The sequence below is a fragment of the Stenotrophomonas sp. PS02298 genome, assembly GCF_029959445.1.
In the GTDB taxonomy this organism is placed as follows: domain Bacteria; phylum Pseudomonadota; class Gammaproteobacteria; order Xanthomonadales; family Xanthomonadaceae; genus Stenotrophomonas.
Genome location: NZ_JASCOR010000009.1, coordinates 1 through 24,093 on the forward strand (window position 1 = coordinate 1; position 24,093 = coordinate 24,093).

Annotated in this window: 23 protein-coding genes, 1 pseudogene and 1 riboswitch; of the genes and pseudogenes, 21 read left to right on the forward strand and 3 right to left on the reverse strand. The window is 63.3% G+C overall.

Going from position 1 to position 24,093, the window contains the following annotated elements; genetic code table 11:
* The first annotated feature begins 183 nt into the window (after positions 1-183).
* Complete coding sequence (gene pncB, locus QMX78_RS02710) at positions 184-1,356, forward strand: nicotinate phosphoribosyltransferase (protein ID WP_282266291.1); 1,173 nt, start codon at positions 184-186, stop codon at positions 1,354-1,356.
* Between the two features lie 65 nt (positions 1,357-1,421).
* Here pncB and QMX78_RS02715 read toward each other — a convergent pair whose 3' ends face one another.
* Positions 1,422-1,784 carry a hypothetical protein gene (locus QMX78_RS02715; protein WP_282266293.1) on the reverse strand — a complete coding sequence of 121 codons (363 nt, stop codon included), beginning with the start codon at positions 1,782-1,784 and terminating at the stop codon, positions 1,422-1,424.
* Between the two features lie 423 nt (positions 1,785-2,207).
* Between QMX78_RS02715 and QMX78_RS02720 the strand changes: the two genes are divergently transcribed.
* The 5 genes from QMX78_RS02720 to QMX78_RS02740 all read left to right on the forward strand — a co-directional run bounded on the left by QMX78_RS02720 (position 2,208) and on the right by QMX78_RS02740 (position 8,202).
* Positions 2,208-2,747 carry a fimbrial protein gene (locus QMX78_RS02720; RefSeq protein WP_282266295.1) on the forward strand — a complete coding sequence of 180 codons (540 nt, stop codon included), beginning with the start codon at positions 2,208-2,210 and terminating at the stop codon, positions 2,745-2,747.
* Positions 2,748-2,814: 67 nt separating this feature from the next.
* Entirely contained in the window at positions 2,815-3,534 is a 720-nt protein-coding gene (locus tag QMX78_RS02725; RefSeq protein WP_282266297.1) for a fimbria/pilus periplasmic chaperone, read from the forward strand.
* Positions 3,535-3,691: 157 nt separating this feature from the next.
* A complete protein-coding gene (locus tag QMX78_RS02730) occupies positions 3,692-6,220 on the forward strand; it encodes a fimbria/pilus outer membrane usher protein (RefSeq protein ID WP_282266299.1) in 2,529 nt (842 codons plus the stop codon).
* Entirely contained in the window at positions 6,211-7,242 is a 1,032-nt protein-coding gene (locus tag QMX78_RS02735) for a fimbrial protein (RefSeq protein ID WP_282266301.1), read from the forward strand. Before QMX78_RS02730 ends, QMX78_RS02735 begins: the two co-directional genes overlap by 10 nt.
* Before the next feature lie 174 nt (positions 7,243-7,416).
* Positions 7,417-8,202 carry a DUF3667 domain-containing protein gene (locus tag QMX78_RS02740; RefSeq protein ID WP_282266303.1) on the forward strand — a complete coding sequence of 262 codons (786 nt, stop codon included), beginning with the start codon at positions 7,417-7,419 and terminating at the stop codon, positions 8,200-8,202.
* A 36-nt stretch (positions 8,203-8,238) separates the two neighbouring features.
* Here QMX78_RS02740 and QMX78_RS02745 read toward each other — a convergent pair whose 3' ends face one another.
* Positions 8,239-9,555: an NCS2 family permease gene (locus QMX78_RS02745; protein ID WP_282266305.1), complete on the reverse strand. Its 1,317-nt coding sequence runs from the start codon at positions 9,553-9,555 to the stop codon at positions 8,239-8,241.
* Positions 9,556-9,907: 352 nt separating this feature from the next.
* On the reverse strand, positions 9,908-11,572 hold the full coding sequence (gene ettA / locus QMX78_RS02750) for an energy-dependent translational throttle protein EttA (protein ID WP_282266307.1): 1,665 nt from the start codon (positions 11,570-11,572) through the stop codon (positions 9,908-9,910).
* A gap of 219 nt (positions 11,573-11,791) precedes the next feature.
* Between ettA and QMX78_RS02755 the strand changes: the two are divergent.
* The 15 genes and pseudogenes from QMX78_RS02755 to QMX78_RS02825 all read left to right on the forward strand — a co-directional run bounded on the left by QMX78_RS02755 (position 11,792) and on the right by QMX78_RS02825 (position 24,042).
* Positions 11,792-12,260 (forward strand): annotated as a pseudogene (locus QMX78_RS02755) (RcnB family protein).
* Positions 12,261-12,418: 158 nt separating this feature from the next.
* Positions 12,419-13,672, forward strand: coding sequence for a serine hydroxymethyltransferase (glyA, locus tag QMX78_RS02760; RefSeq protein WP_282266309.1), 1,254 nt, complete (start codon positions 12,419-12,421; stop codon positions 13,670-13,672).
* Between the two features lie 155 nt (positions 13,673-13,827).
* Positions 13,828-14,361 (forward strand): transcriptional regulator NrdR, encoded by a 534-nt coding sequence (gene nrdR / locus QMX78_RS02765; RefSeq protein WP_282266315.1) that lies wholly within the window; start codon positions 13,828-13,830, stop codon positions 14,359-14,361.
* Between the two features lie 78 nt (positions 14,362-14,439).
* Positions 14,440-15,321: a hypothetical protein gene (locus tag QMX78_RS02770; RefSeq protein WP_282266316.1), complete on the forward strand. Its 882-nt coding sequence runs from the start codon at positions 14,440-14,442 to the stop codon at positions 15,319-15,321.
* Positions 15,322-15,367: 46 nt separating this feature from the next.
* A complete protein-coding gene (locus QMX78_RS02775) occupies positions 15,368-15,835 on the forward strand; it encodes a GNAT family N-acetyltransferase (protein WP_282266317.1) in 468 nt (155 codons plus the stop codon).
* A gap of 99 nt (positions 15,836-15,934) precedes the next feature.
* Positions 15,935-17,023, forward strand: coding sequence for a bifunctional diaminohydroxyphosphoribosylaminopyrimidine deaminase/5-amino-6-(5-phosphoribosylamino)uracil reductase RibD (gene ribD, locus QMX78_RS02780; protein WP_282266319.1), 1,089 nt, complete (start codon positions 15,935-15,937; stop codon positions 17,021-17,023).
* 227 nt (positions 17,024-17,250) lie between these two features.
* Positions 17,251-17,436, forward strand: a riboswitch (FMN riboswitch).
* A 75-nt stretch (positions 17,437-17,511) separates the two neighbouring features.
* Positions 17,512-18,114, forward strand: coding sequence for a riboflavin synthase (locus QMX78_RS02785; RefSeq protein ID WP_282266321.1), 603 nt, complete (start codon positions 17,512-17,514; stop codon positions 18,112-18,114).
* Positions 18,111-19,211, forward strand: coding sequence for a 3,4-dihydroxy-2-butanone-4-phosphate synthase (gene ribB / locus QMX78_RS02790; protein WP_282266323.1), 1,101 nt, complete (start codon positions 18,111-18,113; stop codon positions 19,209-19,211). Before QMX78_RS02785 ends, ribB begins: the two co-directional genes overlap by 4 nt.
* A 112-nt stretch (positions 19,212-19,323) precedes the next feature.
* Entirely contained in the window at positions 19,324-19,791 is a 468-nt protein-coding gene (gene ribH, locus QMX78_RS02795) for a 6,7-dimethyl-8-ribityllumazine synthase (protein WP_282266327.1), read from the forward strand.
* A complete protein-coding gene (gene nusB, locus QMX78_RS02800) occupies positions 19,788-20,267 on the forward strand; it encodes a transcription antitermination factor NusB (protein WP_282266329.1) in 480 nt (159 codons plus the stop codon). The genes ribH and nusB overlap by 4 nt, the downstream gene beginning before the upstream one ends.
* Before the next feature lie 93 nt (positions 20,268-20,360).
* The gene (gene thiL / locus QMX78_RS02805) at positions 20,361-21,353 is read left to right on the forward strand and encodes a thiamine-phosphate kinase (RefSeq protein ID WP_282266331.1); all 993 of its coding nucleotides are present in this window, start codon (positions 20,361-20,363) and stop codon (positions 21,351-21,353) included.
* Between the two features lie 179 nt (positions 21,354-21,532).
* The gene (locus tag QMX78_RS02810) at positions 21,533-21,931 is read left to right on the forward strand and encodes a roadblock/LC7 domain-containing protein (protein ID WP_282266335.1); all 399 of its coding nucleotides are present in this window, start codon (positions 21,533-21,535) and stop codon (positions 21,929-21,931) included.
* 162 nt (positions 21,932-22,093) lie between these two features.
* Complete coding sequence (locus QMX78_RS02815; protein WP_282266338.1) at positions 22,094-22,456, forward strand: roadblock/LC7 domain-containing protein; 363 nt, start codon at positions 22,094-22,096, stop codon at positions 22,454-22,456.
* A 78-nt stretch (positions 22,457-22,534) separates the two neighbouring features.
* Entirely contained in the window at positions 22,535-23,491 is a 957-nt protein-coding gene (locus QMX78_RS02820; protein ID WP_282266340.1) for a hypothetical protein, read from the forward strand.
* Positions 23,488-24,042, forward strand: coding sequence for a GTPase (locus QMX78_RS02825; RefSeq protein ID WP_343239158.1), 555 nt, complete (start codon positions 23,488-23,490; stop codon positions 24,040-24,042). The genes QMX78_RS02820 and QMX78_RS02825 overlap by 4 nt, the downstream gene beginning before the upstream one ends.
* The last annotated feature ends 51 nt before the right edge of the window (positions 24,043-24,093 follow it).

Sequence of the window (24,093 nt, forward strand, 5' to 3'; positions counted from 1 at the left end):
GCGCCAAAGGGAGGGGGCAGAAGCGTGCATTGCTCCCTCCCTTTGGCGCAGCCAAGGGGAGGGCTGGGGAGGGGTGCTCTTCGAGCAATCACCCTCCGCCCTAACCCCAGTGCCCGCCACAGACCATGAACAAGCCCCAGCGGCTGCTGAACCGGAGCCGCCAGCCGGCGCATAATGCCGGGCATGATCATCCAATCCCTGCTCGACACCGACCTCTACAAATTCACGATGATGCAGGCGGTACTGCACCAGTACCCGGGCGCCATCGTCCAGTACCGGTTCAAATGCCGTACGCCGGGGATTGACCTGGCCGCGTACATGGACGAGATCAGTGCCGAGATCGATCATCTGTGCAGCCTGCGCTTCACCGCCGACGAGTTGGAATACATGCGTCGGCTGCGCTTCGTGAAGCCGGACTTCGCCGATTTCCTCGGTTTGTTCCACCTGGACCGCAAGTACATCAGCCTGCGTGCATCGGAAACCGTGCCGGGTGAGATCGAGCTGGATATCACCGGGCCGTGGCTGCACACCATCATGTTCGAAGTGCCGTTGCTGGCGATCATCAACGAAGTCTGGTTCCGCAACACCACCACCGCTGATTTCGCCGAAGGCGAGCGCCGCCTGCAGGCCAAGACTGCGCTGCTGCGCGATACCGCCGGCTTCGAGAACTGCCGCATCGCCGATTACGGCAGCCGCCGTCGCTACTCGCGGCAATGGCATGGCACGATGCTGCCGATGCTGCGTGACGCGCTTGGCCCGCAGTTCGTCGGCACCAGCAACGTGTACTTCGCGCGCATGTATGGGATGACCCCGCACGGCACCATGGCGCATGAGTATCTGCAGGCCTTCCAGGCGCTGGGCCCGCGCCTGCGTGACTCGCAGGTGGCGGCATTGGAGTCCTGGGCACGCGAGTACCGCGGCGACCTGGGTATCGCCTTGTCGGATGTGGTCGGGCTGGACGCCTTCCTGCGCGACTTCGACATGTACTTCTGCAAGCTGTTTGATGGCGTGCGCCATGACTCCGGCGACCCGGTTGCGTGGGGTGACCGCATGCTGGCCCATTTCAAGGCCAATCGCGTTGACCCGACCAGCAAGGTGCTGGTGTTCAGCGATGGCTTGAACATCGAGAAGGTGATGCAGCTGTACGACCACTTCCGTGGCCGCTGCCAGGTTGCCTTCGGTGTTGGTACGCACCTGACCAACGACCTGGGCCCGACGCCGCTGAACATCGTCATCAAGATGGTCCGCTGCAACGGTCAGCCGGTGGCCAAGCTCAGTGATTCGCCCGGCAAGAGCATGTGTGATGATCCGGGCTACCTGTCGTATCTGCGGCAGGTGTTTGAGCTGGAGCGATGATACCCCCGATCGAGGACATCATCGCTGCTCGCTTTGATCTGGTTTGAGCCAGGGTCGAGCTGGCATCACGGGTAGTTGATGACAACCAGGTAGCTGCTTGCCGATGTTGGCTGCTGCAATGTATCCAGTCGATACTGTTGCGAGAACACCCGTGCGTCGGAATGCGCAGTGGACTTGCTCAGCGCACGCGTGGTCAGGACGCTGTTGCCAGGTGCTGAACTGTCCATTTCCATCGTGGATACACTTACCTCTGCACCCAAGGCTGCCAATGGACAGCCTTCCAGGCGCAGTTGTTGCTGGGCTACTGCAAGGCTGGTGTTGCAGCCGGGATCAACGATGCGACCACTGAAGCGGATGGAGCCGGAACTGGCATGTGCCAAGCTGGTGAGCGTAACCATTGCCACACCCAGTAGAAGATATCGGGTCATGGCGGTTCTCCGCGTTGAGGGACTTCAGTAGGCACCATTCGCGCGTCATCCATAAGTGGCAAATAGTTGTTCTGCCAGCGGTGATCACGCGCTGATCGTGATCAACATCAATCTTGATATTGCCTTTGCATGTCGGTCTGTGAAGTCGCAGCGATGGCATCGCCGAGTAGTACCGCTACTTCGCACTGTACCTCGCGTTTCGCAAAACATATGCGTGCTGAACATGCTTTGTGTTCGCTTCGGTTGGATGCTTCAAATCACAAATTTCGTGAAGCAAGTCACGATCCGTGACGGTAACGTGCGGCCCTGGGTTGATGGATTGCCATTGGCCTTGACACGGATGCAACGCAAGGATGGGCTTGAGTCCGCAGCACACCTTGCTTTCTCCTCCGCCTCTTACTTTCCCAGGGTTGGATACAAGCAATGCGCGCTATCAATATTTTTTCCGTGCTCCTGTTGGCCGCGGCACCGTTCGCCGCCAACGCCGTCGATGGCACCATCACCTTCAACGGTGAGGTAACCGACAAAACCTGTACCATCGTGACGCCGCAAGGCAAGGACTTCACCGTCACGTTGCCTACCGTTTCCAGCAGCACTTTGGCTGCCGCCGGACAGGTGGCAGGCCGCACGCCCTTCTCTATCAATCTCTCCGACTGCAATCCTGGCAACGTGGCTACGTACTTTGAGCCGGGTGCGACGATTGATCTTGGCACTGGTCGTTTGAACAACGTGGCAACCACCACCGGTGCAACACAGGTGCAGTTGCAGCTGCTGGGCAGCAACAATCAGTTCCTGCCGGTGGTGACTGCCGGTGCGGGCAGCACCCAGGCCAACTCGCAGTGGGTGACGGTGAATGCCGGCGGCTCTGCCGACCTGAACTATTTCGTCGAGTACTACGCGACCGGTGCATCCACGCCCGGCGAAGTCACCAGCAGCGTGAAGTACACGATCATCTACAACTGATCCCTGGCTATTGCATCGCCGGCCGGACACTCGGCCGGCGGTGTTTCATTCGGATGCACTTTCTGTGATGAAGTTTTTTTCCATATGGATGCTGCTGGGCGGACTTGGATTGTTGCTTCCATCACAGGTACTGGCAGGCGTGGTTGTCAACGGTACGCGTGTGGTCTATCCCGCACAGGCACGCGAAGTGACGGTGCAGATAGACAACGTTGGTGACTCGCCATCGTTGGTCCAGGCGTGGGTGGATGCTGGCGATCAGGCGCAGACTGCCGAGAACAGCGATGCACCCTTCATGTTGACGCCACCAATCAGCAGGGTGGAGCCCGGGCGCAGCCAGGCATTGCGCCTGGTTTTTACCGGTGCTGACCTGCCTGCTGATCGCGAGTCGGTGTTCTGGCTCAACGTCCTGGATGTGCCGCCCTCACCGCAGGCAGATGGCGAGGAGCAGAACTATCTTCAGGTGGCATTCCGCTCACGGATAAAGCTGTTCTATCGGCCACAAGGCCTTTCCGGTAGCGCCAACCAAGCTCCTGCGGCATTGCATTGGCAGCGCGATGCTGGCGCTCTACGGGTCCGCAACACAACGCCGTATCACGTGACGTTGGCGGAGGTGTACGCCCGCGAAGGTGGAGTTGAACGCAGCCTGGAGCGCCAGGGGAAGATGGTTGGTCCTTTACAGGATCTGCGGTTTGAAATCGTTGGAAACGTCGACCAGGTGCGCTTTGTCAGCATCAATGATTATGGCGGACGCATGGAGTACACGGTCAGCGTCGACGCAGGCGGTTGAGCCGGAATGTGAAAGGCGAGGTGGCCTTGTGTCAGTTGTCGCGCAATCGTCTTGAAGGAATGTCAGTGTGAGTGAAAACAGATTGGCAAACTCCATACGATGCGTGCTTGTTGGCAGCCCAGTGACCTGGCTTGTGCGCATATGCACGACCACAATCGTGGCGAGTCCGGCAGTGCTGTGGGCTGCTCCGGAAGCAACGGCGAACCTTGGCGAACCGGTATCGACTGCCGCTATGGCACCTGCGCCTGTGCAGGCGCAGTTCGACGCTGATTTCCTTTCCGGCACGGGCCAGAAGGTGGATCTTTCCGCCTTCATCAACGGCAACCCAATGGTCGCGGGAACCTATCGTGTGGATATCTATGTCAATGGTAGTTGGCAGGGACGTCGTGATCTGCAGTTCAAGGCCGACCGCGATGGTGCCGTGGGTGCCTGCCTCGGCCTGCCATTGCTTGAGGAACTGGGTGTGGATACCTCGCAGTTGACGGAGCCGGCGCAGCCATCGGCTGATGTCGATGGTTGCGTGCAGATACAGCAGCGCATGGCCAACGCATTCGGAAGCTACGACAGTGCAGACCTCCGTTACGACGTAAGTATTCCGCAGGCCTTCCTGCGCCGCGAGGCCCGTGGCTACGTCAACCCGGCGCTGTGGGATCGTGGCATCAACGCTGCATTTGTGGGCTACAGCTTCAATGCAATGGACAGTGATATCCGGCTGGCAGGCGGGGATCGCAACCGCAATGCCTATCTTGGCTTGAACATGGGCGTGAACCTCGCTGGGTGGCAATTCCGCCAAGACGCCAACCTGACCTGGAATGAAGCTGATCGCGACGGCAGCCATTGGCAGCGCATTGCCACCTATGCGCAACGTGGGATTTCAAAGGTTCGCGGCATGCTGACCGTTGGTGAGTCCTTCAGCAACGGTGAGTTGTTCGATTCGGTGGGCTATCGCGGTATCAGCCTGGCCAGCGATGATCGCATGCTGCCTGACTCGCTGCGTGGCTATGCACCTGTCGTGCGTGGTATCGCCGAAACCAATGCGCGGGTTGAGATCCGCCAGAACCAGCAATTGATCTATTCGGCGACGGTGTCGCCGGGTGCTTTTGTGATCGAGGATCTCTACCCCACGGGGTATGGCGGTGACCTGGAGGTCACCGTTGTCGAGGCCGATGGGCGTCAAAGGGCGTTCAAGGTGCCATTTGGATCGGTGTCGCAGATGCTGCGCCCTGGTGTATCGCGATATGCGTTGACCGCAGGACAGGTCCGCGATGAGCGCTTGCTGGATGAGCCATGGCTGTTGCAAGGCACCTACCAGCGCGGCATCGGCAATCAGCTGACGCTTTACGCCGGTACTGCGCTGAGTGAGGGCTATGGCTCGCTCTTGTACGGAGCAGGTGTATCGACAACGATTGGTGCGTTTGCCGCTGATGTCACCCATGCCCGCACCGAGCTGGAACAGACAGGCAGGCGCCAAGGATCGAGCGTGCGTGTGAGCTACAGCACCTTGTTTGGCGACACCGGCACCAACCTTACACTTGCTGCCTATCGCTACTCCACGCGCGGGTTCTACAGTCTGCAGGATGCGTTGTACGCGCGTGATGCGATCGACCGGGGCTTCAGTACGCTGCCCGCCGGTCGCCAACGCAGCCAATTCCAGTTGACCCTGAACCAGCCGCTTGGGCAACGCTGGGGCGCCCTGTACCTCACCGGCGCGGTACGTGATTTCTACGATCTTCCCGGCAGCAATACGCAGTATCAACTGGGCTACAACAACGCATGGCGTTCGCTCAATTTCGGACTTTCGGCGCTGCGCACCGAGGATGGTCAGTTTGGCAACAAGGATACGCAGTACCTGTTGAGCGTGAGCCTGCCACTGGGGCGAAAGGGGCGGCCGCTGTCGCTCAGTGCCGATCTTGGGCTGCGTGAGCACGGTGGCTATGACAACAGCCGCATCGGCATCACCGGCAGCACCGGGCCGGAGAATAGCCTCAACTATGGCGTCGCCCTGTCCGATGGTCGTGTTGGAGGAACCACCGGAATTGCCAATGCCAACTATCAAGGCCGCCATGCGGCGCTCAATGCCTCGTACGGCTATTCCAAGGATTTCCGCCAGCTATCGGTGGGGGCTGCTGGTAGTTTCGTCGCGCACGCCGGTGGCGTGACATTGAGCCCGCAGCGCGGTGAGACGATGGTCGTGGTCCAGGCCGAGGGGGCGCGTGATGCCCGCCTGACCAGTGCCGCAGGCTTGCGCATCGATGGCAGGGGATATGCGGTGGTTCCTTACGCCGCACCGTACCGGCTTACAACGATCACCCTGGATCCGCAGGACATGTCGCGTGAAGTCGAGTTGGACAGCAGCAGTCAATCGGTGGCGCCGTATGCCGGTGCGATCAGCTTCCTGCGTTTCGAGACGCGCAAAGGGCGGGCGTTGCTGATCCAGGTGCGTGGCGTGGATGGTCAGTTGCTGCCCTTTGGTGCGCAGGCCAAGGATGCGCAGGGGCAGCCGGTGGGCATGGTCGGTCAGGCCGGACGCCTGTACCTGCGCAGTGAGCAGGATCGGGGACACCTGCAGCTTGCCTGGGGCGGGGCGGTCGATCAGCAATGCAGCTTTGACTATCAGTTGCCCGCGGCTGCTGGAGCGGAGACGCAGTCGGTGGGTTTCATCAAGTTGGAGGCAATATGTCGCTGACCAATGTGGCGTGGTGCAAGCCGCATCAGCTTGCTGGTGCACTTGTCGGCTTGCTGCTGGCGTCGGGCGCACAGGCCAGGTGTGCGCTCAATCCGGGGACGTTCGTGCCCCAGGATGTGCAGATGGACATGGGCCAGGTGGTGATTCTGCCAAGCGTGCCGGTGGGAGGGCTGATCAAGGAGTTGGTGGTCGCGATCAACGAGCGTGCCGGTGTTGCGCAATGCAATGGCGGAGGCAGCGCGATTGGCATCTTCAACAACGCCGCGCAGGCCACACGGGTGCCGGGTTTCAGTGACGTATATGCCACCGACGTTGCAGGTGTCGGCATCCGTGTCTACCGTGACTCGGGAACGGTCAAGGCCTTCTATCCGCATACGTTGTTGTTACCGAACTCCAGTAGTGTGCGTCTTGCTGCTGGCACGTTTCGCGTGGAGTTGATCAAGACGGCGGCGGTTACCGGCTCAGGGCTGATTGCTCCACCTGGCAGGTTCACGACGTATTACTTTGATGGTGATGGAGCAGGCCGGCCGGTGCTTGTTTCCACCTTCCGCGGGAGCGGAACGACCGTGGTCAACGCTACCTGCTCCGTGCAGGCGGGCAGTCGCAACATTGTCGTGGATTTCGGATCGGTACCGGCCAGTGCCTTTACCGGCGTGGGTACGCGTGCGAGTGATCGTGATTTCGATATCCGCCTGGATTGCCAAGGCAGTAATGTCCCCCAATTCCAGAGCCGGATCGGTATTCGACTGGACGCTGTCCAGGACAGCTCGAACCTGCCAGGTGTGCTGCCGTTGACTGCTGCCGCGGACGCGGCAGCTGGCATAGCAATTGAGATGGTGCAGCGCACCGGCAGCAGTGAAAGGCAATTGCGGTTTGCCGAGAACATCGATCTCGGAACGAGCGTGTCGGGCCCCAGTACCTTGAGCTTGCCGCTACGCGCGCGCTACATCCAGACCCGTGCCGGTCGGGTGACGCCAGGCCGGGCCAATGGTGCCGCCACGTTCACGATTCAATACAACTAGCGGTTCGGGCTGGTTTCCGCAGTACCCCGCGGTCCGGGCGCTGGTGGGCGTCTGTGGGTCCGCCGTGCCGGGCATTGCCGGTCCTGAGTTGCGGTCGGCCTGATTCCGAATGACCGTGGCGTAGCGTATTGGCCTCGTTCTAGAATGCCAGCTTGCCATCAAAGGGGGCCATGCATGGGGATGCAGGTCGACACCAGCTGTATCAACTGCAATCACGCGGTAGCCGGGCGTGATCAAAAGTATTGCCCCAATTGCGGCCAGCCCACGCCGGCGCACCGCATCGATTGGCATTTCCTTGGCCATGAGCTGGAGCACAGCGTGCTGCACATGGACCGGGGCATCCTGTATTCGCTCAAGCAGCTGATGGGCCGGCCGGGTCCGCTGTTGCGTGATTACATCGAGGGAAGACGCGGCAACCAGGTCAAGCCACTGCTGCTGATCACGATGATGTCGGCGGCGGTGCTGCTGTTGAATCGCCTGCTCGTCGGCACCAGCATCGTCGACGGCGGTGCATCCGAAGCACTGCTTGCTGGCCAGACATTGCCGGCTGAGATGCAGCGGTTCATGGATGCCTCGCGCACCGTCGGTGCCTGGATCGAGTCCCATTTCGCGGCGTTCACGTTGATGTTGCTGCCGATCGAGGCCTTGGTGTTCCGGGTGGTCTTCAACCGCTATAGCAAGCTGAACTATCCGGAGTGGCTGGTGATCACCACGCTGCTGACCGTGCAGACCTTCGTCATCTGGACGGTACTGGTGCTGCTGCACCGCTGGGTGCCGCATACCCAGGCGCTGGCCGGCGCGTTGGGCATGATTTACACCGTGGTTTCGCTGGTGCAGTTCTTCAAGCAGCAGCCGATCTGGTCGACCGTGTGGCGCAGCGTGTTGGCACTGGCGGTGTTCTCGGTGGCCAGTGGCATGCTCGTGTTCGCAGGGACCGTTGCCGTGATGGGGATTGGCTGACCTCTGCCACTGCTGGCGCTGCGCCGGTCCCTGCAATCACTCCAGTGCATACCTCAGCACGAACAGCCCAGCCACCAGCCATACCGCCGGGTGGACTTCGCGCCAGCGGCCGGTACCTGCCTTCAGCGCCGCGTAGGCGATGAAGCCGAAGGCCAGGCCGTTGGCGATGGAGTAGGTGAACGGCATTGCCAATGCGCACAGTGCGGCGGGCACCGACTCGGTCAGGTCATCCCACTTCACTTCCACCAACTCGCGCAGCATCAGGCCGGCGACGAACAGCAGTGCTGGCGCGGTGGCATAGGACGGTACCATCGCCGCCAGCGGCGAGAACAGCAGCGCCGCCAGGAACAGCGCGGCAACCACCAATGCGGTCAGGCCGGTGCGGCCGCCCACCTGCACGCCGGAGGCGCTTTCGGCAAAGGCGGTGGTGGAGCTGGTGCCCAGCAGCGAGCCGGCGACGATCGCGCTGCTGTCTGCAAGCAAGGCGCGGCTGAAGCGCTTCTTGCCGTCTTCCAGCTTCAGCAGGCCAGCGCGGCCGAGTACGCCGTACAGGGTGCCGGTGGCATCGAACACTTCCACCAGCACGAACACCAGCACCACCTGCAACAGTACCGCCAGCGGTGCACCGCCGTCGTGGTGCAGCAGGCCGGGCAGGTCCAGTTGCAGGAAGGTCGGGGCCAGACTCGGCGGCAGCGAGACGATGCCCTGGTACTGCACCGAGCCGATCGCCCAGCCAATGCCGGTGACGGCGAGGATGCCGATCAGGATGGCGCCGCGCACCTTGCGTGCTTCGAGAATGGCGATCAGCAGGAAGCCGGCCAGGGCAAGCAGGGGAGGTGCAGTATTGAGCGGCCCGAGCGTGAGCATGGTGTCTTCATTGGCAACGATCACGTTCGATTTCTGCAACGCGATGATGGCCAGAAACAGGCCGATGCCGGCCACGATTGCCGAGCGCAGCGAGGCAGGAATACCGGCCACCAGCCAGGCGCGGATGCCGGTAAGCGACAGCACCCAGAACACGATGCCGGAAATGAACACCGCCGCCAGCGCCTGCTGCCAGGGTAGCCCTGCAGCACCCACCACGGTGAAGGCGAAGAACGCATTCAAGCCCATGCCCGGTGCCATGCCGACCGGATAGTTGGCCGCCAGTGCCATCACCGCCGAGCCGATTGCTGCTGCCAGGCAGGTCGCCACGAACACCGCGCCCGGGTCCATGCCGGTGGTGCCGAGGATCTCCGGGTTGACGAAGACGATGTAGGACATCGTCAGGAAGGTGGTGATACCGGCCAGTACCTCGGTACGGACGCTGGTGCCGTGCTGTTGCAGTTTGAAGATTCGGTCTAGCAGGGACATGGGGGAATTCCGTGGATTGCAGGCTGTGTCCTCTCGCTGGGTTGGAGAGGGGGCCGGAGGCGGGAGCGGGGCGTGCTGCCATCCGTCGCAGGAACCGAAAACGGAGTCCTGCCTTTTCTTCTCCCGCATGCGGGAGAAGGTGCCCCGAAGGGGCGGATGAGGGGTGCTTCACCCGCTCTTCCGCTCTTCAAGCCTTTTGGGCTGATGCAAGGGCTGCCAGTTTCCTGTGCAGAGCTTGCCCTCACCCCAACCCCTCTCCCGTGAACGGGAGAGGGGCTTTGAAGCGAAGAACGCGCTGTTCGGTGCCGTCGCCAAAAGCAGACGGCCGCACTGGGCGGCCGTCTGTCGGGTATTACTTCAGTGCCTTGAAACGCAGGCGCTTGGGACCGGCATCGTCACCGAGGCGACGCTTCTTGTCCTCTTCGTACTCGCGGTAGTTGCCCTGGAAGAACTCCACGTGCGAGTCACCTTCGAAGGCAATGATGTGCGTGGCGATGCGGTCCAGGAACCAGCGGTCATGCGAAATGACGAAGGTGTTGCCCGGGAACTCCAGCAGCGCATCTTCCAGCGCACGCAGGGTTTCGATGTCCAGGTCGTTGGACGGTTCGTCGAGCAGCAGCACGTTGCCACCCTGCAGCAGGGTCTTGGCCATGTGCAGGCGGCCACGCTCACCACCGGACAGCGAGCCGACCAGCTTCTGCTGGTCCTGGCCCTTGAAGTTGAAGCGGCCGATATAGGCACGCGACTGGATCTCGACACCGTTGATGTTGAGGATGTCCAGGCCGCCAGCGATTTCCTGGAACACGTTGTGGTTGCCGGTCAACGCATCGCGGCTCTGGTCGACGTAGGACAGCTTGACGGTCGGGCCAACCACGATCTCGCCCGAATCGGGCTTTTCCTGGCCGGTGATCATCTTGAACAGGGTCGACTTACCGGCACCGTTCGGACCGATGATGCCGACGATGGCACCCGGCGGGATGATCATCGACAGGTTGTCGAACAGCAGGCGCTCGCCGAACTTCTTGGAGACGTTCTTGAACTCCATCACCGAGTTGCCCAGGCGCTCGCCCGGCGGGATGAAGATTTCATTGGTCTCGTTGCGCTTCTGGTAGTCAACGCTCTGCAGCTCTTCCAGGCGGGCCAGACGGGCCTTGCCCTTGGTGCGGCCACCCTTGGCGTTCTGGCGCGACCACTCCAGTTCCTTCTGGATCGCCTTCTGGCGGGCCTTTTCCTGGTTGTCTTCCTGCTTCAGGCGCTCGTCCTTCTGCATCAACCATTCGGTGTAGTTGCCCTTCCACGGAATGCCGCGACCGCGGTCCAGTTCCAGGATCCACTCGGCGGCGTTGTCCAGGAAGTAGCGATCATGGGTGACGGCCACCACGGTGCCGGTGTAGCGCGCCAGGAACTGCTCCAGCCATTCCACCGACTCGGCGTCGAGGTGGTTGGTCGGTTCGTCGAGCAGCAGCATGTCCGGCTTCTGCAGCAGCAGGCGGCACAGTGCCACGCGGCGCTTTTCGCCGCCGGACAGGTTGCCGATCACCGCGTCCCACGGCGGCAGGCGCAGCGCATCGGCGGCCACGTCCAGCTGGTTCTCCAGCGTGTGGGCATCGCCAGCGGCCAGGATGGCTTCCAGCCGTTCCTGTTCCTTTGCCAGTGCATCAAAGTCGGCGCCTTCCTCGGCATAGGCGTCGTAGATCTTGTCCAGCGCGGCCTGGGCCTGCAGCACTTCGCCCACGCCTTCCTCGACCGCTTCACGCACGGTCTGGGCCGGGTCCAGGCGCGGTTCCTGCTCCAGGTAGCCGACCTTGATGCCAGCCTGCGGGCGGGCCTCGCCCTCGAAATCGGTGTCCACGCCGGCCATGATCTTCAGCACGGTGGACTTGCCGGCGCCGTTCAGGCCCAGCAGGCCGATCTTGGCACCGGGGAAGAACGACAGCGAGATGTCCTTGATGATCTGCCGCTTGGGCGGGACCACCTTGCTGACGCGGTTCATGGTGTAGATGTATTGCGAGGACATGACGTCTCCGTAGCGCACGCCTGCGCCCGGTCCAGCGAGGACAGAGCCAAAGGCAAAAGGGAATCCCCGATTATAACCGGAACCCCGGCATGGCCGGCGGCGGCGGGTGGGGCGCTTGCTGATTTATGAATGGGAAAGACCGTAATCGTTTCCAGCCGGAAACCGTTCAGATCAAGTGAGCATCATGGAAACCGTCCACCAACCCAGTGAGGGCCACCCATGAAGATGAACCGCTTTGTTGTCGCTGCGATGACCACCGTATTGGCGTTAGGTGCCACCGCCCCGGCGTTTGCGGCGGGTGACCGTGACGGACACCCGCCGTGGCCGCCACGGCTGGGACGACCGTGGCAGGGGTCATGATCGCGGCCGCGGCCACGACCGCCATGAGCGTCGGGACGACCGTCGCCACTACGCCAATGGCTACCGTGAGGGTTACCGCGACGCCCGCTACAACGACCGCCGCTACTACGCACCGCCGCCGCGCGTGGTGTACCGCCCGTATGGTTTCGAGCGCGGCCACCGCTACAGCAACTACTACGGCGGCCCGGTCTATGTGGTCAACGACTACAACCGTTACCACGTGCGCCGCCCGCCCTACGGCCACCGCTGGATCCGCGATGACCGCGGCAACATGCTGATGGTGGCCATCGCCACCGGCATCATCGCCGACATCGTGTTCAATCATTGAGCCAGGCTGCGGCCGGCTCCCTGGAAGGCGCCCTGCGGGGCGCCTTCTTCGTTTTCGGGCCGTGATGCTGGTTGCAGATGGCACCGACCGCTGCCGGGCCGGGGGGCGAAGGAAGCGCTACAATCAACAGCTCCCTCGCCCCCGTACCAGGAGCTGTGATGTTCCCGCGTGAAGCCCGTATCGAGTCCTACGATCCCGAGTTGGCCAAGGCCATTGCCGATGAGTGCCAGCGTCAGGAAGACCATGTCGAGCTGATTGCCAGCGAGAACTACGCCAGCCCGATGGTGATGGAAGCGCAGGGCAGCCAGCTGACCAACAAGTACGCCGAGGGTTACCCGGGCAAGCGCTACTACGGTGGCTGCGAGTACGTGGACATCGCCGAGAAGCTGGCCATCGACCGCCTGAAGCAGCTGTTCGGCGCCGATTACGCCAATGTGCAGCCGCACAGCGGCTCGCAGGCCAACCAGGCTGTCTACTTCGCGCTGCTGCAGCCGGGCGACACCATCCTGGGTATGAGCCTGGCCCATGGTGGTCACCTGACCCACGGCGCCAAGGTCAATGCCTCGGGCAAGATCTTCAATGCGATCCAGTACGGCGTGAACGAAGCCGGCCTGATCGACTATGACGAAGTCGAGCGCCTGGCACTGGAGCACAAGCCGAAGATGGTGGTGGCTGGTTTCTCCGCCTACTCGCAGGTCATCGACTGGGCGCGCTTCCGCGCCATCGCCGACAAGGTCGGTGCCTACCTGTTCGTGGACATGGCGCACGTCGCCGGTCTGGTCGCTGCCGGCGTGTACCCGAACCCGATCGAACACGCGCACGTGGTCACCTCGACCACCCACAAGACCCTGCGTGGTCCGCGTGGCGGCATCATCATTGCCAAGGGCGCTGGCGAAGAGATCGAGAAGAAGCTGCAGTCGATCGTGTTCCCGGGCATCCAGGGCGGTCCGCTGATGCACGTCATCGCCGCCAAGGCCGTGGCCTTCAAGGAAGCGCTGGAGCCGGAATTCAAGGCCTACCAGCAGCAGGTGGTGAAGAACGCCCAGGCCATGGCCACCACGCTGATCGCGCGCGGCTACAAGATCGTCTCCGGCGGCACCCAGAACCACCTGATGCTGGTCGACATGATCGGCAAGGACGTGTCCGGCAAGGACGCGGAAGCCGCGCTGGGCAAGGCCCACATCACCGTCAACAAGAACTCGGTGCCGAACGACCCGCGTTCGCCGTTCGTGACCTCGGGCCTGCGCCTGGGTACCCCGGCCATCACCACCCGCGGTTATCAGGAAGCCGACTGCGTCGCGCTGGCCAACTGGATCGCCGACGTGCTGGACGCGCCGGCCGATGAAGCCGTCATCGCCCGCGTGCGTGATGCCGTCAGCGAGCAGTGCCGCAAGTACCCGGTTTATGGCTGATCGGCGTCGGGTGTCAGCAGTTGTTGACGCCCGTTCTGCCCTGAGCTGACCACATCACCCCGGGTTGGGCGCTTGCCCCGGCCCGGGGTTTGTTGTATCTGCGTTACAGGTTTTCCACGTCGCATGCGCGGCGCCTGATGTCCAAGGCTTGAAACATGCATTGCCCGTTCTGCCAGCACACCGACACCCGCGTGATCGACTCGCGCGTCTCCGAAGATGGCGCCACCATCCGCCGCCGCCGTGGCTGCGAAGCCTGTGGCGAACGTTTCAGCACGCTGGAAACCATCGAGCTCAAGCTGCCGGTCATCGTCAAGAGTGACGGCGGCCGCGAAGCCTTTGACGCGCGCAAGCTGCGGGTGGGTTTCGACCGCGCGCTGCAGAAGCGGCCGGTATCGGAAGAGCGCATCGAGGCGGCAGTACGCGCGGTGGTGCACCAGCTGCGCATGTGCGGCGAACGCGAAGTGCCGTCGATCAAGGTCGGCGGTTTCGTGATGGACGAACTGCGCAAGCTTGATCATGTGGGCTATGTGCGCTTCGCCTCGGTCTACCGCAGCTTCGAGGACGTGGCCGATTTCCGCGACGAGATCGAGAAGCTGGAGCGTGATCATTCCAGTGACGAGGATCAGCTGCCGTTGTTGGCGCATGCGCGGGCGGAAGCCGCGCGGGCAGGCAAGAACGGCAAGCGCTGATTGCTGCGTGTGCGGGGAAGGGAGGCCGGAGTGGCAGTGCGATCAGCGGCACGGCGGTTTTCACGCAAGGGACTGGTAATGCTCGCGTTGTCGTTGGCATTGCCCACGCAGGCCCAGGAGCGTTCCAGTCCCGTGGATGTGGCCGGGCGTGCTCGATTGGCTGCGCAGCAGGCCGTCGATGCTGCTGCCGGGCTGGATCAAGCGCAGGGCGGTCCATCTTCCTGCGTGGGGGAGGCCTGTACGCCACAGGCGCTGGCAGGGCGTTATCGCATCGTTGAAGACGGATATGCAGGCTCGGTCCTGGAGCTGGGGGGCGACGGGAACTACGCGTTGACGTTGGTGATGCATCCCATGCCCCGCAGCTCGAAAGGGCAATGGTCGCTCGACGATGGCATGCTTCTGCTGCATCCGCGCGATGATCTCGCCGATACCGTGCAACTCGTCCCGCATGAAGCCAGGTCGGCCGAGCGCGCACAGCTGGCGCAGCTGCTTGCCGACCTGGAGCAGGCGCATCCGGATCCGGCTGATCGCAACGGCCAGGAGGAACGTGGGGAGCTGCAGGCGCAATTGGCGGACACGCACGTAGCTGGCAGGCCACTGTTTGTGAATCTGCTTGATCCAATGAGTGGTGTGGCCAGCGACGGCATACAGGTGGTGCTGGAGCTGGCCCAGGGCGAACTGGCCGCCGAGGGCAGGTTGCCGGAGGGGAACACCTATCGCTTTCCGTCGCCGGCGCCGGGGCAGGTTGTGACAGGCCTGCGCCTGCACTTCCCTGGCATGGATCAATCGCTGCGATTGCCGTTGCAACCGCCGCTGCGGCCCGGTTACCAGGTGCTGTTCGATGGCTGCGCGATTGGCCTGTGCGAATCGGCAACGATGGGCCTGCTGTTGGAGCAGGGCGATGATGGCGCGCGTCTGCATGCCTTGGGCGTGGGCATGTTCCAGCGCGTGAACCACTAATACATTGAGTACGCGGCCCCTGTTGTGGCTGCCAGAGTCGAATCCGATGAAGTTCATCAATCTGCAGGACCGGCGTGAACTGCTGCCGGCAATCGCACAAGCCCATGTACAGGCTTTCGGCACGCTGCTTCCCGATTGGACCGTGGCCCAGGCCGAGGCGGAGCTGGCCATGCAGCAGCGCCACACCATTCCCTGCAGCTGGTTGGCGGAAGATGCCGATGGCTGGTTGGGCTCGGTGAGCCTGCTGCATGATGATCATGAGCAGATCCGCGGCTGGTCGCCATGGCTGGCCTCGTTGTACGTCAGTCCGGCTGCGCGTGGCAAAGGCGTGGGTGCGGCACTGGTCGCGCATTGCGTCGCTCAGGCCGCGGCGCTGGCCGTGCCGGTGCTGTACCTGTATTGCGAAGCGCCGCTGGTGGGCTGGTACCGGAGCCTGGGCTGGCATGTGCATGCCGAGCTGCAGCTGGGGCCGCTGGCGATCACGGTGATGGCAGTGGATACCGGTCAAGCCTGAAGTGTGCCGGAGCGGTGATGCCGGGCTTGCTGCGCATACACTTGCCCACGACCGTTGCCGACATGAGCAGCGTGCCGCATCCGTAATGAGGTTTTGCCGATGAGTCAGTTCACCGCCACCGATCACCTGCTGATGGCCCGCGCGCTGCGCCTTGCCGAACGAGCTGCCTGGACCACGCGGCCCAACCCGATGGTGGGTTGTGTCATCGCACATGGCGTGGAAGTCGTTGGCGAGGGCTGGCATCAGCGTGCCGGCGGCCCGCATGCCGAGGTGTTCGCGCTGCGACAAGCGGGTGAGCGTGCCCGTGGCGCGACCGCCTACGTCACCTTGGAGCCCTGCGCGCATTACGGGCGCACGCCGCCGTGCGCATTGGCCTTGATCGATGCTGGCGTTGGCCGGGTGGTCGCGGCGATGGCCGATCCCTTCCCGGATGTGGATGGTGGCGGATTTGCGCTGTTGCGGCAGGCCGGTATCACCGTTGACGTGGGTTTGATGGCCGCGCAGGCGCGGGAGCTCAATCGTGGCTTCCTGTCGCGCATCGAACGTGGTCGCCCATTCGTGCGGGTGAAGTTGGCCGGCAGCCTGGACGGGCGCACGGCAATGGCCAACGGTGAGTCAAAGTGGATCACCGGTGAAGCCGCGCGTGCCGATGTGCAGCACTGGCGCGCACGCGCTGGTGCGATCCTGACCGGCGCGGCCACCGTGTTGGCGGATGATCCGCTGTTGACCGCGCGACCGGACACCGGTGAGTTTCTGCCGCCATTGCGCGTGGTGCTGGATGCACGGCTGCGGACCCTGGCGTGTGAGCGTGTGCGCGATGGCGATGCTGGCACCTTGTATCTGCACGACCCGACGGTGCTTGCACCAGCAACGGATGGGGCCGAGTTTGCGGGTGTTCCAGTACTGGACGATGGCCGGCTCGAGCTGGCCGCGGTGATGGCGCTGCTGGCCGCGCGCAGTATCAACGAAGTACATGTCGAAGCGGGGCCAACCCTGTGCGGTGCCTTGCTCAGGGCTGGGCTGGTCGATGAGTTGCTGCTGTACATGGCGCCGCTGCTGATGGGCGATGCTGCGCGGCCATTGTTGGCGGGGCTGGGCATCGACTCCATGGCGCAGACGGTGGCACTGGAGGTGCGCGACGCGCGCATGATCGGGCCGGACCTGCGGCTGCTGCTGCGCCCCGCGTAAAGGCGTGGTGCCGAGCTGGCTCGACACCACGCTTGAGCCCCTCTCCCGCGTGCAGGAGAGGGGGTGGGGTGAGGGTGGCGTTTCGAAGGTAAAGCCACTGCCGAGCATGGCTCGGCACTACACAGGCATCCAGCCCGTTCCACGGATGGGAAGCACTTGTTCAGCTCTGCCAAGGCCTTCCCGGGGTGGCGCTGGTACAATTGCCGCGCCGGTTCACCGGCACATACAAACGTCTTCAGGGCGGGGTGCAACTCCCCACCGGCGGTAGGTGCAATGCCCCCCAAAGGGGTGCTGTGCGAGCCCGCGAGCGCTCCGGCAAGGCCCGTACAGCAGTGCGGTTGCCCGGTTGGAGGTCAGCAGATCCGGTCAGATGCCGGAGCCGACGGTCATAGTCCGGATGAAAGAAGACGGTGTTTCGGGCCCTTTGCGGGGTCCGTGCGCCTGTTTGCCTTGCGGCGTTTTTCGCTCATCTACTGCGGAGAACGTTAGTGTTCACTGGAATCATCGAAGGCGTCGGCCGTCTGGCCGCACGCGAATCCATCGGCGGCGATGTCCGCTTCACCTTTGCCGTCGGCAGCCTGCCGTTCGAGCAGGTGCAGATGGGCGAGAGCATCGCCGTCAACGGCGTCTGCCTGACCGTCATCGATTTCGACGACAGCAGCTTCAAGGCCGATGCCTCAACGGAAACCCTGGACCTGACCACGCTTGGTGGCCTGGCCGAAGGTGCCGTGATCAACCTTGAGCGCGCCATGCGCCCGACCGACCGCCTTGGCGGCCATCTGGTCAGCGGCCATGTCGATGGCTTTGGCAAGGTGCTGTCCATCCATGAGGACGCGCGCGCCCTGCGCTGGCGCTTCGCCGCGCCCAAGGCGCTGCTCAAGTACATCGCCAAGAAAGGCTCGATCTGCGTGGATGGCGTCAGCCTGACCGTCAATGAAGCCGATGACGAAGGCTTTGAAGTGGCCCTGATCCCGCACACCGTCGCCAATACCGCGTTCTCCGCCACCGGCGTCGGCAGCGCGGTGAACCTGGAAATCGATCTGGTTGCCCGCTATGTCGAGCGCCTGCTGGGCCAAGGAGCCGCACAATGAATTTCGCCCCCGTTCCCGAACTGCTGGAAGAGATCCGCGCCGGTCGCATGGTGGTCATCGTCGATGACGAGGACCGCGAGAACGAAGGCGACCTGATCATGGCCGCCGAGCTGGTCAAGCCGTCGGACATCAATTTCATGGTTACCCATGGCCGCGGCCTGGTCTGCCTGCCGCTGACCCGCACGCGCGCAGCCGACCTCGGCCTGGCGCCGATGGTGCAGGCCAATACCGCGCAGTTCCAGACCAATTTCACTGTCAGCATCGAAGCCGCCGAAGGCGTGACCACCGGCATCTCCGCGCATGACCGGGCCCACACGATCCGCACCGCGGTGAAGGCCAATGCCAAGCCGTCCGACCTGCACCAGCCGGGCCACATCTTCCCGCTGATCGCCCAGCCGGGTGGCGTGCTGACCCGCGCCGGCCACACCGAAGCCGGCGTCGACCTGGCCATGCTGGCCGGGCTGGAACCGGCGGGCGTGCTGGTGGAGATCCTCAACCCCGACGGCAGCATGGCGCGCCGGCCGGAGCTGGAGGTGTTCGCCCGCGAGCATGGCCTGAAGATGGGCTCGATCGCCGACCTGATCGCCTACCGCCTGGCCACCGAGCACACCGTCGAGCGCGTGGACGAGCGCGATATCGACACCGAATTCGGCGCTTTCAGGCTTGTCACCTACCGTGACCGCATCGCCAATGACCTGCATTTCGCGCTGGTCCGCGGTACCCCGGACAAGGACACCCCGACGCTGGTCCGCGTGCAGGTGGAAAACCCGCTGGCCGACCTGCTGCATTGGCGCCGGGATGACTTCGGCGTGGCCAATACCGATGCGCTGCGCGCCATCGACGCCGCAGGCAGCGGCGTGATGGTGGTGCTATCGGCGCCGCGCGACACCAATTCACTGTTGGCGCGCCTGCGCCAGCAGCCGGCGCCGGTCATCCCGGGCAAGGACAAGGACGTGGGCCAATGGCGCCGCAATGGTGCTGGCGCGCAGATCCTGTCGGACCTGGGCCTGGGCAAGTTGCGCGTGCTCGGCACCCCGCGCCGGCAGATCGGCCTGGCCGGTTATGGGCTGGAAATCGTCGAAACCGTGCAGCCCTGAGCCGCCGGCACCACCTGCGAGCCCGGCTGGACCGGGCTTGCAGCTGTTTTCTGCGTCGCGGGTTAAGCCCCCGCACGTTAGACTTACCCACCTTTTGGATCCCCATACCCCCATGAGCCACTACGAAGGCGACCTCCGCCCGGCCGGATCGGCCCGTTTTGCCATCATTGCCAGCCGCTGGAACGCCCGCATCACCGATGCATTGGTGACCGGCGCACGCCAGAGCCTGGCCGGCAACGGTATCGGCGAGGACGCAATCGACGTGGTGCGTGTACCCGGTGCCTGGGAAATCCCGCTGGTTGCAGCGCGCCTGGCTGCGGCCGGGCAGCACGCTGCAATCATCACCCTGGGCTGCGTGATCCGTGGTGATACCCGCCACTACGAGCACGTTGCCGACCGTTGTGCCGAAGGCCTGATGCGCGCCCAGCTGGATTTCGGCGTGCCGGTGCTCAATGGCGTGCTGGCGGTGGAGCGGGTGGAAGATGCCGAGGCCCGCGCAGGCGGCAGCCACGGCAACAAGGGTGAGGAAGCCGCCTTGGCGGCAATTGAAATGGTCAATCTTCTGGAACAGCTGCCATGAACAACAAGAACAACGGCAAGCCTGCCGGAAAGCCGGTCCGCCGCGACGGCATTGACCCGGTGCTGCGCTCGCGCGCGCGCCGCCGTGCCCTGCAGGCCATCTACGCGTGGCAGATCTCCGGTGGCAACGCCGAGTCGCTGCTGGCCCAGTTCGCCCATGAGCAGGCGCACGAAATCGCCGACCTGGCGTATTTCGAAAGCCTGCTGCGCGGTGTGCTCGACAACCGCCGTGACCTGGACGAGGCGCTGGCGCCGTTCGTCGACCGTGCGGTCGAGGAAGTGGACGCCATCGAACGTGCGGTGCTGCGCGTGGCCGCCTACGAGCTGCGTTACCGCCAGGACGTGCCGTACCGCGTGGTGATCAACGAAGCCATCGAAACCGCCAAGCGTTTTGGTTCCGAACACGGCCATACCTACGTCAACGGCGTGCTCGACCGCGCCGCCGTGGAGTGGCGCAAGACCGAGTCCAGCCAATAAGCGCTGGCGGCGTGATCGCCGCGCTTGGGGTTTGCCACAACGCCGGGCCGGCATCATCGGTGCCGGCGTTGTTGTTTTTGAGGGAACGCAGTGATGAGCCTTGACGAGTTTGGCCTGATCGAACGCATCCGCCGCCGCACTGCTGCGCGCGCGGACATCGTGTTGGGGATAGGCGACGATGCCGCCCTGCTGCAGCCGCAAGCTGACCAGCAACTGGTGGTGACCACCGATACGCTCAACGTGGGCGTGCACTTTCCGGCGGAAACGCCGCCGGCCGATATCGGTTGGAAGGCCTTGGCGGTGAACCTGTCCGATCTGGCCGCCATGGGCGCGCAACCGGCGTGGTGCAGTCTGTCGCTGTCACTGCCCGATGCCGACCCGGACTGGGTCGATCAGTTCGCTCAAGGTTTCTTCCAGCTGGCCGATCTGCATGGCATCGCCTTGATCGGTGGCGACACCACGCGTGGCCCGCTGTCGATCTCCATCACCGCGATGGGCCAGATAGCCGCGGGGCAGGCGCTGCGCCGCGATGCCGCCCAGCCCGGCGATGACATCTGGGTCAGTGGCGTGCCGGGTGAAGCCGGTTTGGCCCTGGCGCTGTGGCAGCAGCGCGCCCTGGATGTCAGCCGGAAGGCTGGCGATGCAGCGTTGGAGCACCTGCGTCAGCGTCTGGCGCGGCCAACGCCGAGGGTTGAGCTGGGCCGCGCGTTGTGGGGTTTGGCGACGGCTGCGGTGGATGTGTCCGACGGTCTGCTCGCGGATCTGGGGCACATCTGCGCACGCAGCGGGGTTGCCGCCGATGTGCTCGAACATGCATTGCCGGCCTCGTCGGCGGCGGCGCAGGCGGGCCTGTCCGAGGCGTTCAACACCTTGCGTGGCAGTGCCGGTGACGACTATGAGTTGTGCTTCACCGCGCCACCGGGACAACGGCAGGCCCTGCACGAAACCATGGCATCCGTAGCAGTTCCGCTTACCCGTATTGGCTATATTCGAGCCGGGACAGGGGTACAGGTGATCAACCAGGAGGGTGTTGTGCAGGGGGCATCGAAGCAGGGCTACAACCACTTTTCAGGGGCAGGGGACTAAGGGAACCCCGTAATCAGTAAGGCTGATTTCTGTGTTCACGCGGCATCCACGTATTCATATTTAACATCTCGTTCGTGATGGAAGTCGCGGTTTGGTGCAATCGAGAGTCTGCATCCGGCGACAGCAGACAGGGGGAAGTAGTGGTGGAAACAGCAACGTTGGAAAAAGTGAGGGCGAAGATGAGTGATGTAGGTACGCCCTCGGTCACGGTGGACAGCCGTGCCTTGGAAACAGCACTCGATACCGTCATTGAACGCAACGTTGGCATTTCCATGCTGCTGGTCTCCACGGCCGATGGCCGTGCGATCGCTCACCGTTCGTTGAACAAGCTCGATCCACGGCGCTTGTCGGCGATGAGCAATTCCTTCTTGACGCTTGGGGAAACCTTGTCGCGCGAGCTCGGCCTGACGGCGGCCGACTACGTGACCATGTCCACCTCACAGGGCAGCATGGTGTTGGTACGCGTTGCCGCGGACCGGCCCTATACGCTGGCCGCGCTCGGCCATGCCGATACCTCCCTTGCCATCCTGCTGTATGCCGCTCGCGATGCTGCGGCGCGGATCAAGGTGTTGCTGTAACTCTCTTGTTGTAAATCATCAGTGCTGCAGCTTGCCTGGCATGCCAGGGAGGCCGTGCGGGTGAACGGCTTCGAGTACGACAACCGATGCGATGCCGGTGCCGCACAGCGGCCCGGTCGCATTCAACACTTAGACAATAATCGATCAGGAACGGAGAAAAACATGGCTGGGAACGTCAAGCTGGACAAGTTGAGTGAAATCGCCGGTTTCGTCGGTGCAGCGCTGGTCGACAGCGACAGCGGCATGGCCCTGGGCATGCTCGGCGGTGGCCCGATCAACCTGGAAGTTGCTGCTGCCGGCAACACCGAAGTGGTGCGTGCCAAGCGCCGCGTTGCTGCCTCGCTCGGCATCACCGATGCGATCGAAGACATCCTGATCACCCTGACCAAGCAGTACCACCTGATCCGTCCGCTGGAAAGCAATGCGGACCTGTTCCTGTACGTGGTGCTGGACCGTTCGCGCGCCAACCTGGCGCTGGCACGCCACGAGCTGAAGTCGTTCGAACAGACGCTCGATTTCAAGTGATGCAATGGCGTGCTGTTGCTCCGTGACGGAGCCGCAGCACGCCGATAGAGCTTCGACTCACAGAACTTGATCGACACCATGAGTGCACCCGCCCGCAAGATCTCTGCGGCCGTTATCGGCTGCCAGGGTTTGGATGTCCTGCATATGATGCGGCTGAAGGTTGCCAGTTCGTTGCTGATGGCCGAGTACATCCAGGCCGACGTGCAGGAGTGGAACCACCAACAGGTGGATCTGCTGGTGGCCTGCATCGATGACAGCAATGGCCAACAATTGCTGCGGGAGGCCAGTCAGCAGGGTTTGCCGGTGCTGGCGGTCACACGCAAGGTGTTGTCGGGCCTGAGCATTCCGGGCGTGGCCTACGGCGCCAGCGTCCGCGATATTTTCCAGCAGCTGCGACAGCTGCTGGTGGCGTCTGACAACAGTGACGAGCGCTACAAGCCGCGCACGCTGTTCCGCAGTTTGAGTGGCAGCAAAGGCAAGCCCTGCCTGCTGCACATGGGCCTGGTCAAGCTGCTGATCGATGCCACGCATACGCGGGCTACCCTGCTGCGTGATCTGCCCTATGAGAACTTCCTGAAGGCCGCCGCCGAGCCGGGTTGGACCCTGTCGCAGCTGGGCAGCGCCGAGGCCGTGGATGAATGCATGGCCGATGCGGTCAGCACCCATGCCTTCGAGGACTTCTGCTGGCAGGCGGCGGCACGCTCGCCGGAGCCGCTGGTGCAACGGGAGACCACAAACCCATGCCAGCTGCGCGGCTGGCCGGAGGTCGAGACCGGCAAGTTGCCGGTGCAATGGCTGTTGCCGATGGCGGCGATGATGCGGCGGCCGTGGCAGCCGGGCGAACTGGCGCAGGCTACCGGGACGTCATTGGATGATATTGCCCGTATCATGGCCGCGGCGGCCTGTACCGGGCTGCTTGATGGCAGCGGCACCGGGGCTGCACCCACGCAGGGTTCCGGCAACAAGGTGTCCGGTTTCTTCACACGTATCGCCAAGCGATTCGGGCTCAATTTTTCCAAGGGGCTTCAGGTCTGACGGCTATGGCAACCAAGTTGGTTTTTGTCGGTGAAATGGGTGCGGGTAAAACGACTGCGATCCGGTCGATCTCGGACATGGAACCGATCAGCACGGAAATGCCGATCAGCGACGAAGCTGCGCTGGACGCATTCGAGGATAAATCGCATACGACGGTGGCGCTGGATTACAGCTCCATTGAACTGGGTGATGGTGAGTTGCTGCACGTCTACGGCGTGCCCGGCCAGGCCTACCTGGATTTCATGTGGCCGATCGTGGCGGAAGGTGCAATTGGCGTGATCGTACTTGTGAGCGCACTCAACCCGCGCGCGCTGCCAAGTACGTTGACACTGCTGGAGCGTTTCCGTGCGTTGGCACCGGATGCCTGCTTTGCCGTGGGCGTGACCTGCCAGGACCGCGAGCCTGACTTCAGCTTCGGCGACTTCCGCAATGCCCTGGCCGGCGAAGGCCACCGCTTGCCGGTGATGTGGGTGGACGCCCGAGAAACCAGCCAGGTCGATTTCCTGATCAAGGCCTTGCTGTCCTGCCGCTACGCCGAAGCGATTGCCTGAGCAGTCTGTTGTAGGAGCGGCGTAAGCCGCGAAGCCACTGGATTGTCAGAC